This is a genomic window from Pseudomonas sp. FW305-96, from assembly GCF_058783825.1.
In genome coordinates, this window is sequence record NZ_JBYSYW010000045.1 from 1 (window position 1) to 11,777 (window position 11,777).

The following is an 11,777-nucleotide window of genomic DNA, read 5'->3' on the forward strand; positions in this document are numbered from 1 at the left end:
GTTCAGCGCGGTCCTCCCGGGAGCAAGGCCGGAGTGAGGGGACCCGGAGCGAAGCGGAGGGCCGGATGAATGGAGCGAGCGGTTTTTGCCTTCTTTTGCCCGCGTGCAAAAGAAGGTCGCCGTAAAGGCGAAAAGGTGAGTATGCGTCGCCATCGCCTCTGAATGCGCATACACCCATAAAAACCATCACCAACACTCTAAAGCCAGCCAGCCAGCCAGCCAGCCAGCCAGCCCAGCCAGCCAGCCCGCCAAATCCCCCAAAACCAAAAAGTTGGAAAGCTTCTTGCAGAGGCAGCGCCAGGCGCCACGCAGGCGTCAAAGTTTTGCTTGAAGGGGACTCGCGGTGGATCGCACTCAGTTAATCAGCAACGCCCGCAACAACCTGGCCGGTCTCGGCCGGGGCAATCTCGGCGTGCCGCTGCTGCTGCTGGTGATGTTGGCAATGATGATGTTGCCGATACCGCCCTTCCTGCTCGATGTGTTCTTCACCTTCAACATCGCCCTTTCGATCGTGGTGCTTCTCGTCTGCGTCTATGCGCTGCGTCCCCTGGACTTCGCAGCCTTCCCGACGATCTTGCTGGTGGCGACCCTGTTGCGTCTGGCGCTGAACGTCGCGTCCACCCGTGTGGTCATGCTGCACGGCCAGGAAGGCCATGGCGCCGCGGGCAAGGTGATCCAGGCCTTCGGTGAAGTGGTGATCGGCGGCAACTATGTCGTCGGTGCCGTGGTCTTCGCCATCCTCATGATCATCAACTTCGTGGTGGTGACCAAGGGTGCTGGGCGTATCTCCGAAGTGAGCGCCCGGTTCACTCTCGACGCTATGCCCGGCAAGCAGATGGCCATCGACGCCGACCTCAACGCCGGCCTCATCGACCAGGCCCAGGCCAAGGCGCGGCGTAGCGAAGTTGCCCAGGAAGCCGAGTTCTACGGTTCCATGGACGGTGCCAGCAAGTTCGTGCGCGGTGACGCCATCGCCGGCCTGCTGATCCTCTTCATCAACCTCATCGGCGGCATGCTCATTGGCATGCTCCAGCACGGCATGAGCTTCGGCGACGCCGGCAAGGTCTATGCCTTGCTGACCATCGGTGACGGTTTGGTGGCGCAACTGCCCTCGCTGCTGCTGTCCACCGCCGCCGCGATCATGGTCACCCGCGCCTCGGGCTCCGAGGACATGGGCAAGTTGATCAACCGTCAGATGTTCGATTCGCCCAAGGCGCTGGCGGTGTCTGGCGGGTTGATGATTGTCATGGGATTGGTGCCGGGCATGCCGCACATGGCCTTCCTGGGCCTGGGCGGGGTGGCCTGCGGTGGCGCCTACCTGCTCTGGAAAAAGCAGCAAAAGGCCAAGGTCGCGGCCCAGCAGGAGGTCGAGCGCCAGCAGGACCTGCTGCCTTCGCCGCAGCGTGCCATGGAAACCAAGGAACTGGGCTGGGACGATGTCACCCCAATCGACATGATCGGCCTTGAGGTTGGCTACCGCCTGATTCCGTTGGTCGACCGCAATCAAGGGGGGCAGTTGCTTGCGCGCATCAAGGGCGTGCGCAAAAAACTCTCCCAGGACCTGGGCTTCCTCATGCCCACCGTGCATATCCGCGACAACCTCGACCTGCAGCCCAGCGCCTACCGCCTGACGCTGATGGGTGTGATTCTGGCCGAGGCCGAGATCTACCCGGATCGGGAGCTTGCGATCAATCCGGGCCAGGTGTTCGGTGCCCTCAACGGCATCGCCTCACGAGATCCGGCATTTGGCCTGGAGGCAGTATGGATCGATGTCGGTCAGCGTGCCCAGGCGCAATCGCTGGGCTATACGGTGGTGGACGCCAGCACCGTGGTCGCCACCCACCTCAACCAGATACTGCAGAAGCACTGTCACGAGCTGATCGGGCATGAGGAGGTGGTGCAACTGCTGCAGGTGCTGGCCAAGGTCTCGCCGAAACTGGCCGAAGAGGTGGTGCCGGGTGTCATTTCCTTGTCGGGCCTGCTCAAGGTCCTGCAGGCACTGCTCGCCGAACAGGTGCCGGTGCGTGACATCCGCAGCATTGCCGAAGCCATCGCCAACAACGCGGCGAAGAGTCAAGATACCGCCGCGCTGGTGGCGGTGGTGCGCGTCGGGTTGTCCCGCGCCATCGTGCAAAGCATTGTCGGCGTTGAGTCCGAGCTGCCTGTGATCACCTTGGAGCCAAGGTTGGAACAGATCTTGCTCAATAGTCTTCAAAGGGCCGGGCAGGGTCAGGAAGATGGTGTTCTTCTTGAGCCGAGCATGGCCGAAAAGCTTCAGCGTTCGTTGATCGAGGCAGCCCAGCGCCAGGAGATGCAGGGCCAGCCGGCCATCCTTCTGGTAGCCGGCCCGATCCGCGCCATGCTGTCGCGCTTCGGCCGCCTGGCTGTACCGAATTTGCATGTTTTGGCGTATCAGGAAATACCTGACAACAAGCAAGTCACCATCGTTGCCACCGTGGGCCCGAACGGCTGAGGTAGTGGGTTATGCAAGTTAAGCGTTTTTTTGCCGCCGATATGCGTCAGGCCATGAAGCTGGTCCGGGATGAGCTCGGCTCCGACGCCGCCATCATCGGCAACCGGCGCATTGCCGGCGGTGTCGAGCTGACGGCTGCGCTGGACTACAAGCTGTCCGCCCTGGCCCCGCGCGTGCCCAACGCGGAGCTCGAAGACGAGCTGCGCAAGACCCAGTCGCGCATCGTTACCGCCCAGGCCGAACTGACCGGGCGTGGCGATGCCGTCGAAGGCGGCAACCGGCAATTGTTCGCCGGGCAGCCGCTGACCGCCTCGGAGCCGCTGATCGAGCCTTATGTCGACGAGCCCGCGCCGGTTGCCGCGCCAGCCTCGGCACCCGTTGACCCACGCCTGTTCGATGCCATGCGTTTCGAACTGACCGGCTTGCGCGAGCTGCTTGAAGTCCAGCTCGGTTCGCTCGCCTGGAGCCAGCTGCAAGGCAGCAAGCCGCAGCAGGCCAACCTCTGGCGCCGGCTTCAGCGCCTCGGCCTTTCCGGTGGCCTGGCCCGCGAACTGCTCGACCTCACTGCCGGGATCGAAGAACCACGCCATGCCTGGCGCATGGTCCTGGCGCACCTGGCGCGGATGATCGACGTGCCCGAGATCGAACCGATCGAGGAGGGCGGAGTGATCGCCATGGTCGGCCCGGCCGGCATGGGCAAGACCACCACGCTGGCCAAGCTGGCCGCCCGCTATGTGCTCAAGTACGGCGCGAACAACCTGGCGCTGGTGAGCATGGACAGCTTCCGCATTGGCGCCCAGGAACAGCTCAAGACGCTGGGCCGCATCCTCAATGTGCCGGTCACCTACGTCGACCCGGGCGAGTCGCTGGCCCAGGCCCTGGAGCCGCTGCTGCGCAAACGTGTGGTGCTGATCGACACCGCCGGCCTGCAGGCCAGCGACCCGGCGCTGCGCATGCAGCTCGAGACCCTGGCCGGGCGCGGCATCGCCGCAAAGAATTACCTGGTGCTGGCGACCACCAGCCAGAAGCAGGTGCTCACCGCCGCCTACCATAGCTACAAGCGCTGCGGCCTGGCCGGGTGCATCCTGACCAAACTCGACGAAACGGCCTGCCTCGGCGAAGTGCTGAGCCTGGCCATCAGTCATGAATTGCCGGTGGCCTATCTGACCGATGGGCCGCGCATTCCCGACGACCTGCAGCTACCGCGCAAGCACCAGTTGGTAAGCCGCGCCGTCAGTGTGCAATTGCAGGAAGAGCCCAGCGACGAGGCCATGGCCGACATGTTCGCTGATCTGTACCACAGCCCTGGCAAGCGCGCGGGTTGAGGGTGAATACTGTGCAAAGTACCTACATCATGGGGTTGCCCGGCCGGACCGTGGCCTTGAATGTTCAGCCCCTCATGTGGCCTGGGTCCAAGCGAGACAAGGTAAAGAACAGACATGGGTAGCATGCATCCCGTACAGGTGATCGCCGTGACCGGTGGCAAAGGTGGCGTCGGCAAGACTAACGTTTCAGTGAACCTGTCCCTGGCGCTGGCCGAACTCGGCCGCCGGGTGATGTTGCTGGACGCCGACCTGGGCCTGGCCAATGTCGACGTTCTGCTGGGGCTCACGCCCAAGCGCACCCTCGCCGATGTGATCGAAGGCCGCTGCGAGCTGCGTGATGTGCTGTTGCAGGGGCCGGGTGGTGTGCGCATCGTCCCGGCGGCCTCCGGCACGCAGAGCATGGTGCACCTGGCGCCCGCGCAACACGCCGGCCTGATCCAGGCCTTCAGCGACATCGGCGACAACCTCGATGTGCTGGTGATCGACACGGCTGCGGGTATCGGTGACTCGGTGGTCAGTTTCGTTCGCGCCGCCCAGGAAGTGCTGCTGGTGGTGTGCGACGAGCCGACCTCGATCACCGACGCCTATGCGCTGATCAAGCTGCTCAACCGCGATTACGGGATGAATCGATTCCGTGTGCTGGCCAACATGGCCCAGAGCCCGCAGGAAGGCCGCAACCTTTTCGCCAAGTTGACCAAGGTCACGGACCGCTTCCTCGACGTCGCCCTACAATACGTCGGTGCCGTGCCTTACGACGAATGCGTGCGCAAGGCCGTGCAGAAGCAGCGGGCGGTCTATGAGGCCTTCCCTCGGTCCAAGTGCGCGCTGGCGTTCAAGGCCATCGCGCAGAAGGTCGACAGCTGGCCGCTGCCTGCCAACCCGCGTGGGCACCTGGAATTCTTTGTCGAGCGCCTGGTGCAGCCCACCAGTGCAGGGCCGGTGCTATGAGCGCGAGCGGTTTCAAGATGTACAGCAAGGCCGCCAAGGATGCGCAGTACGAGCTGATCGAGCGCTACGCGCCGTTGGTCAAGCGTATCGCCTACCACCTGCTGGCACGCCTGCCGGCCAACGTCCAGGTCGAGGATCTGATCCAGGCCGGGATGATCGGCTTGCTGGAAGTGGCCAACAAATACGATGCCAGCAAGGGTGCCAGTTTCGAAACCTACGCCGGTATCCGTATTCGCGGCGCCATGCTCGACGAGGTGCGCAAGGGCGATTGGGCGCCGCGTTCGGTGCACCGCAATACGCGCATGGTCAGTGACGCGATCCGCTGTGTCGAAGCAAAGACTGGCCGCGACGCTAAAGATCACGAGGTTGCTGCCGAACTCCAATTGAGTCTCGATGATTACTACGGGATTTTGAATGACACCTTGGGCAGCCGCCTGTTCAGTTTCGACGACCTGCTGCAGGACGGCGAACATGAAGGGCTGCACGAGGACGGAGCCAGCGGCCAGCTGGAGCCGGCGCGTGACCTGGAAGACGAGCGCTTCCAGGCCGCGCTGGCCGATGCGATCGCCAACCTGCCGGAGCGCGAACGCCTGGTCCTGGCGCTGTACTACGACGAAGAGCTGAACCTCAAGGAAATCGGTGAGGTGCTGGGGGTCAGCGAATCGCGTGTCAGCCAGTTGCACAGCCAGTGCGCCGCGCGTTTGCGCAGCCGCCTTGGGGAGTGGCGGGCACGTTGAACCCGGGTTCAGTGCAGTCGTTTTTTTTGTAGTGCCGAATTGATTGAGCGCGCGCTCGGCGCCGAGCGCGTTTAAGACTGCTTGGAGGTCTAATTGAACAAAGACATGAAAATCCTCATCGTTGACGACTTTTCGACGATGCGGCGGATCATCAAGAACCTGTTGCGTGACCTGGGGTTCACCAACGTCAAGGAAGCTGATGACGGCAACACGGCACTGCCAATGCTCACCAGCGAGCATTTTGACTTTCTGGTGACCGACTGGAACATGCCGGGCATGACCGGTATCGACCTGCTGCGCGCCGTTCGCGCCGACGAGCGCCTCAAGCACCTGCCGGTGCTGATGGTCACCGCGGAAGCCAAGCGCGAGCAGATCATCGAAGCTGCCCAGGCCGGCGTGAACGGCTATGTGGTCAAGCCTTTCACCGCCCTGGCGCTGAAAGAAAAGATCGAAAAGATCTTCGAACGCGTCAACGGCTGAGTCACGTCTGGGGGGCGCAATGGAGTCAACCAACAACTCTTTGGGTGAGTTCGAATCAACCCTGAAGAAGCATGCGCAGGAGCTGGTCGAGAGCCTGGAGCGCGGCCGCTTCGGTGAGGCGGTGCAGCTGATCCACCAACTGAACCAGACCCGCGACCGCGGGCTGTACCAGGAAGTCGGCAAGCTCACCCGCGAACTGCACAGTGCAATCGTCAACTTCCAGATCGACCCGGCCATGCCGCAGGCCGAGGAAGTGTCGCAGATTACCGATGCCGCCGAGCGCCTCTCCTACGTGGTCCGTCTCACCGAAGGTGCGGCCAACCGCACCATGGACCTGGCGGAGGCGTGCACCCCGGTGCTCAACGACCTCGCCGCCGAGGCCCAGAGCCTGTCCGCCGACTGGCAGCGCTTCATGCGTCGCGAAGTGGCGGCGCCGGAGTTCCGTGAGCTGGTCAAGCGTGTGGACAGTTTCCTGACGCACAGCGCCGAAGGTAATCAGAAGGTCGCCGGCCATATCAACGATATTGTCCTGGCCCAGGATTATCAGGATCTCACCGGCCAGGTGATCAAACGGGTGACCACCCTGGTCACCGAAGTCGAAAGCAATCTGCTCAAGCTCGTGCTGATGGCAAGCCAGGTCGACCGCTTTGCCGGTATCGAACATGACCACCAGCAGCTGCGTGCTGAAAAAGATCAAGAAAAACATCCGACTCGGGGTGAAGGTCCGCAGATTCATGCCGATAAGCGTGAAGACGTCGTGTCCAGCCAGGACGATGTCGACGATCTGTTGTCCAGCCTGGGTTTTTAAGGAGCACGTTTAATGAGCTTCGGCGCCGATGAAGAAATCCTTCAGGATTTCCTGGTAGAAGCCGGCGAAATCCTCGAGCAACTGTCCGAGCAATTGGTCGAGCTGGAAAGCCGGCCCGATGATGCGGACCTGCTCAACGCGATTTTCCGCGGTTTCCACACTGTAAAAGGGGGCGCCGGCTTCCTTCAGCTCAATGAGTTGGTGGAGTGCTGCCACATTGCCGAGAACGTGTTCGACATCCTGCGCAAAGGTGAGCGCCGGGTCGACGCGGAACTGATGGACGTGGTGCTCGAAGCGCTCGATACGGTCAACAGCATGTTCGGCCAGGTGCGCGAGCGCACCGACGTCACGCCGGCCACCCGTGAGCTGCTGGCGGCGCTGTCGCGCCTGGCCGAGCCCGCTGGCGCCGAAGAACCGGCCCCGGTCGAGGTGGCTGTTGTCGCCGAAGCGCCGGCTGCCGAGCCCGACATCACCGACACCGAGTTCGAGCAACTGCTCGATTCGCTTGATGCAGTCAAGGCTGAAGCCCAGGTTCACGAGCAATTGCAGGGTGAGCAGGTCAGCGCGGGTGGTGACGAGATTACCGACGCCGAATTCGAGTCGTTGCTCGACCAGCTGCACGGCAAAGGCCAGTTCTCGCCCGATGCCGCTGCCAGTGAGCCAGCGGCCGTTGCCCCTGCCAGCGATGAGATCACCGACGACGAGTTCGAGTCGCTGCTCGATCAGTTGCACGGCAAGGGCACCTTCGCCGTCGATGCATTGCCTGGCGTCGCTGCGCCCGCAGCCAGCGCGGCACCAGCGGCGGCTGACGAGAGCATCACCGAACACGAATTCGAGGCGCTGCTCGACCAGTTGCACGGCAAGGGCAAGTTCTCTGGCGAGGCGGTTGTGGCCGAGGCGCCAGCCGCCGCCGTTGCCGCGCCTGTCGCGGCCAAGGCCGAAGCCAAGCCGGTTGCCAAACCTGCGCCGACGCCTGCTTCCGCGCCAGCCGCCGCCAAGCCTGCCGCCCCGGCCCGGGCGCCGGCGCCGGCCGCCGACAAGCATGGCGCCAGCGAGGCGGAGACTACCGTGCGGGTCGACACCGCGCGCCTGGACGAGATCATGAACATGGTCGGCGAGCTGGTGCTGGTGCGTAACCGCCTGGTGCGCCTGGGGCTCAACAGCGGCGACGAGGCCATGTCCAAGGCCGTGTCCAACCTCGATGTGGTCACCGCCGACCTGCAGACCGCAGTCATGAAGACGCGCATGCAGCCGATCAAGAAGGTTTTCGGGCGTTTCCCACGCCTGGTTCGCGACCTGGCGCGCCAGCTCAAGAAAGAGATCAACCTGGAACTGGTCGGCGAAGAAACCGACCTGGACAAGAACCTGGTCGAGGCCCTGGCCGACCCGTTGGTGCACTTGGTGCGCAACGCCGTCGACCATGGTGTCGAGATGCCGGACGAACGCGAAGCCTCCGGCAAGTCGCGCATGGGTCGGGTGGTGCTGTCCGCCGAACAGGAAGGTGACCACATCCTGCTGTCGATTTCCGATGACGGCAAGGGCATGGACCCGAGCATCCTGCGCGCCAAGGCCGTGGAAAAGGGCCTGATGGACAAGGACGCGGCCGACCGCCTGAGCGAGTCGGACTGCTACAACCTGATCTTCGCCCCGGGCTTCTCGACCAAGACCGAAATTTCCGACGTGTCTGGCCGCGGCGTCGGCATGGACGTGGTGAAGACCAAGATTTCCCAGCTCAACGGCTCGATCAACATCTTCTCGGCCAAGGGCCAGGGCTCGAAGATCGTCATCAAGGTGCCGCTGACCCTGGCGATCATGCCGACGCTGATGGTGATGCTGGCCAACCAGGCGTTCGCCTTCCCGCTGGTCAACGTCAACGAGATCTTCCACCTCGACCTGTCGCGCACCAACGTGGTCGACGGCCAGGAAGTGGTGATCGTGCGCGACAAGGCGCTGCCGCTGTTCTACCTCAAGCGCTGGCTGGTCCAGGACCACGAGCACGAGGAGCAGCACGAAGGTCATGTGGTGATCCTGTCGGTTGGCACCCAGCGCATTGGCTTCGTGGTCGACCAGTTGGTCGGCCAGGAAGAAGTGGTGATCAAGCCGCTGGGCAAGATGCTGCAGGGAACCCCGGGCATGTCCGGCGCGACCATCACCGGTGACGGCCGTATCGCGCTGATCCTCGACGTCCCGAGCATGCTCAAGCGTTACGCCGCCCGGCGTATTTGATTTCGGTGGCGCGCCCAGGCGGGTGCGCCGCCTAACGGAGTGTTTATGGCAGTCAAGGTCCTGGTGGTGGATGATTCCGGTTTCTTCCGCCGCCGTGTCTCGGAAATTCTCGCGTCCGACCCGACGATCCAGGTGGTGGGTACGGCGACCAACGGCAAGGAAGCGATCGACCAGGCGCTGGCGCTCAAGCCCGATGTCATTACCATGGACTATGAAATGCCCATGATGGACGGCATCACCGCGGTGCGTCACATCATGCAGCGCTGCCCGACGCCGGTATTGATGTTCTCCTCGCTGACCCATGAAGGCGCCCGCGTCACCCTCGACGCCCTGGATGCCGGTGCGGTCGACTACCTGCCGAAGAACTTCGAAGACATCTCGCGCAATCCGGAGAAGGTCAAGCAGATGCTCTGCGAGAAGGTCCACACCATCTCGCGCAGCAACCGCCGTTTCAGCGCCTATTCCAGCCCGGCCCCGGCCGCGGCGCCGGCCAGCAGCCAGGCCCCGGCCAGCAGCTTTGCCGGCACCGCGCCTGCGCGCACTGCCGCCCCGGCCCGCGCCGCGGCGCCGGCTGCCACGCATTCGCCGGCGCCCAAGCGCAAGCCGTACAAGCTGGTTGCCATCGGCACCTCCACGGGCGGCCCGGTGGCGCTGCAGCGGGTGCTGACCCAACTGCCCGCCGGTTTCCCGGCGCCGATCGTGCTGATCCAGCACATGCCGGCTGCCTTCACCAAGGCCTTCGCCGAGCGTTTGGACAAACTGTGCAAGATCAGCGTCAAGGAGGCCGAGGACGGTGACGTGTTGCGCCCGGGCCTGGCCCTGCTGGCCCCGGGTGGCAAGCAGATGATGGTCGATGGCCGTGGCACGGTGAAGATCCTGCCGGGCGACGAGCGCCTGAACTACAAGCCTTGCGTGGATATCACCTTCGGTTCCGCCGCCAAGTCCTACGGCGACAAGGTGCTCTCGGTGGTTCTTACCGGCATGGGCGCCGATGGCCGCGAGGGCGCGCGCCTGCTCAAGCAGGGTGGCAGCACCGTGTGGGCGCAGGATGAAGCCAGCTGCGTGATCTATGGCATGCCCATGGCCATCGTCAAGGCCAACCTTGCCGACGCCGTCTACAGCCTGGACGAGATCGGCAAGCACCTGGTCGAGGCGTGCGTCTGATGGATGTGTTGAGCCTGATCGGCCTGATCCTCGCGTTTGTCGCCATTGTCGGCGGCAACTTCATGGAGGGTGGCCACGTCGGTGCGCTGATCAACGGCCCGGCGGCGCTGATCGTGCTGGGCGGTACCCTGGCGGCGGCATTGCTGCAGTCGCCGCTGTCGTCGTTCAAGCGTGCCCTGCAGATCATTCGCTGGATCTTCTTCCCGCCACGGGTCGACCTGGCCGGAGGCATCGATCGGGTGGTGAACTGGAGCCTGACGGCGCGCAAGGAAGGCTTGCTGGGCCTGGAGGGCGTGGCCGACGCCGAGCCCGACCCTTATGCGCGCAAAGGCCTGCAGTTGCTGGTCGACGGTGCCGAGCCGGAAGCCATTCGCAGCATCCTCGAAGTCGACTTTCTGACCCAGGAGTCCCGTGACATCCAGGCCGCCAAGGTGTTCGAGAGCATGGGCGGCTACGCGCCAACCATCGGCATCATCGGTGCGGTAATGGGCCTGATCCATGTGATGGGCAACCTGGCCGATCCTTCGCAGCTGGGCAACGGCATTGCCGTGGCCTTCGTCGCCACCATCTATGGCGTGGCCAGTGCCAACCTGATCCTGCTGCCGGTTGCCAACAAGCTCAAGGCCATCACCCTGCGCCAGTCGCGTTACCGGGAGATGCTGCTCGAAGGCCTGCTGTCGATCGCCGAAGGCGAGAACCCACGCTCGATCGAGCTGAAGCTGCAAGGCTTCATGGAGTAAGCCATGGCCCGTCGTCGCAAGATCGAAGAGCATGAGAATCACGAGCGTTGGCTGGTCTCGTATGCCGACTTCATTACCCTGCTGTTCGCCTTCTTCGTGGTCATGTACTCGATTTCGTCGATCAACGAAGGCAAGTACAAGCAGATTTCCCAGGCGCTGATCGGGGTGTTCAACGACCCCGAACGCAGCATGAAGCCGATCCCGATCGGCGATGAGCGTCCGCTGAGCGTCAAGCCGGCCGAGCCGCTGATCAAGGACAGCGAGCAGACCGATGCGGGCCTGGCCCAGACCAGCGCCGACCCGCTCAAGACCATTACCGACGATGTGCGTGATGCCTTTGGCGACCTGATCAAGTCCGACCAGATGACCGTGCGCGGCAACGAGTTGTGGGTGGAGATCGAACTCAATTCCTCGTTGCTGTTCGCCAGTGCCGACGCCATGCCCAGCGATGTCGCCTTCGAGATCATCGAGAAGGTGGCCAGGATCCTCAAGCCGTTCGCCAACCCAGTGCATGTGGAAGGGTTCACCGACAACCTGCCGATCCGCACCGCGCAGTACCCGACCAACTGGGAGCTTTCGTCGGCGCGGGCGGCAAGCATCGTGCGCCTGCTGGCCATGGAGGGGATCAACCCGGCCCGCATGGCCTCGGTGGGGTACGGCGAGTACCAGCCGGTGACCGGCAACGACACTGCCGAAGGCCGTGCGCGCAACCGCCGCGTGGTCTTGGTGATTTCGCGCAACCTCGAGGTGCGTCGCAGCCTGACCGGCAGCGGCAGCGCCAATGCCACCCCGGATGCGGCGATGCGCCGGGCTGGCACACAAAGTGCACCAGCCTCGCCAGCACCGAGGACCGGGGGCTGATTTCGTCAAATCCCC

Annotated in this window: 10 protein-coding genes; all 10 read left to right on the forward strand. The window is 63.6% G+C overall.

Annotated features, from left to right (window positions below; genetic code table 11):
- Positions 1-343 precede the first annotated feature (343 nt).
- A complete protein-coding gene (gene flhA, locus AC3WL2_RS24015; RefSeq protein WP_102690724.1) occupies positions 344-2,473 on the forward strand; it encodes a flagellar biosynthesis protein FlhA in 2,130 nt (709 codons plus the stop codon).
- An 11-nt stretch (positions 2,474-2,484) separates the two neighbouring features.
- Positions 2,485-3,798 carry a flagellar biosynthesis GTPase FlhF gene (flhF, locus tag AC3WL2_RS24020; RefSeq protein WP_102685101.1) on the forward strand — a complete coding sequence of 438 codons (1,314 nt, stop codon included), beginning with the start codon at positions 2,485-2,487 and terminating at the stop codon, positions 3,796-3,798.
- A 114-nt stretch (positions 3,799-3,912) separates the two neighbouring features.
- Positions 3,913-4,746 (forward strand): flagellar synthesis regulator FleN, encoded by an 834-nt coding sequence (fleN, locus tag AC3WL2_RS24025; RefSeq protein WP_023630864.1) that lies wholly within the window; start codon positions 3,913-3,915, stop codon positions 4,744-4,746.
- Complete coding sequence (gene fliA, locus AC3WL2_RS24030) at positions 4,743-5,483, forward strand: RNA polymerase sigma factor FliA (protein WP_102685100.1); 741 nt, start codon at positions 4,743-4,745, stop codon at positions 5,481-5,483. The genes fleN and fliA overlap by 4 nt, the downstream gene beginning before the upstream one ends.
- Before the next feature lie 105 nt (positions 5,484-5,588).
- Positions 5,589-5,963 (forward strand): chemotaxis response regulator CheY, encoded by a 375-nt coding sequence (locus AC3WL2_RS24035; protein WP_023630863.1) that lies wholly within the window; start codon positions 5,589-5,591, stop codon positions 5,961-5,963.
- Between the two features lie 19 nt (positions 5,964-5,982).
- Positions 5,983-6,771 carry a protein phosphatase CheZ gene (locus AC3WL2_RS24040; protein WP_102685099.1) on the forward strand — a complete coding sequence of 263 codons (789 nt, stop codon included), beginning with the start codon at positions 5,983-5,985 and terminating at the stop codon, positions 6,769-6,771.
- Positions 6,772-6,783: 12 nt separating this feature from the next.
- Complete coding sequence (locus AC3WL2_RS24045; protein ID WP_102685098.1) at positions 6,784-8,997, forward strand: chemotaxis protein CheA; 2,214 nt, start codon at positions 6,784-6,786, stop codon at positions 8,995-8,997.
- Between the two features lie 45 nt (positions 8,998-9,042).
- Complete coding sequence (locus tag AC3WL2_RS24050; RefSeq protein ID WP_102685097.1) at positions 9,043-10,161, forward strand: protein-glutamate methylesterase/protein-glutamine glutaminase; 1,119 nt, start codon at positions 9,043-9,045, stop codon at positions 10,159-10,161.
- Positions 10,161-10,901 carry a flagellar motor protein gene (locus tag AC3WL2_RS24055; protein ID WP_023631606.1) on the forward strand — a complete coding sequence of 247 codons (741 nt, stop codon included), beginning with the start codon at positions 10,161-10,163 and terminating at the stop codon, positions 10,899-10,901. The genes AC3WL2_RS24050 and AC3WL2_RS24055 overlap by 1 nt, the downstream gene beginning before the upstream one ends.
- Positions 10,902-10,904: 3 nt before the next feature.
- Positions 10,905-11,762: a flagellar motor protein MotD gene (gene motD / locus AC3WL2_RS24060; protein WP_102685096.1), complete on the forward strand. Its 858-nt coding sequence runs from the start codon at positions 10,905-10,907 to the stop codon at positions 11,760-11,762.
- Positions 11,763-11,777 lie beyond the last annotated feature (15 nt).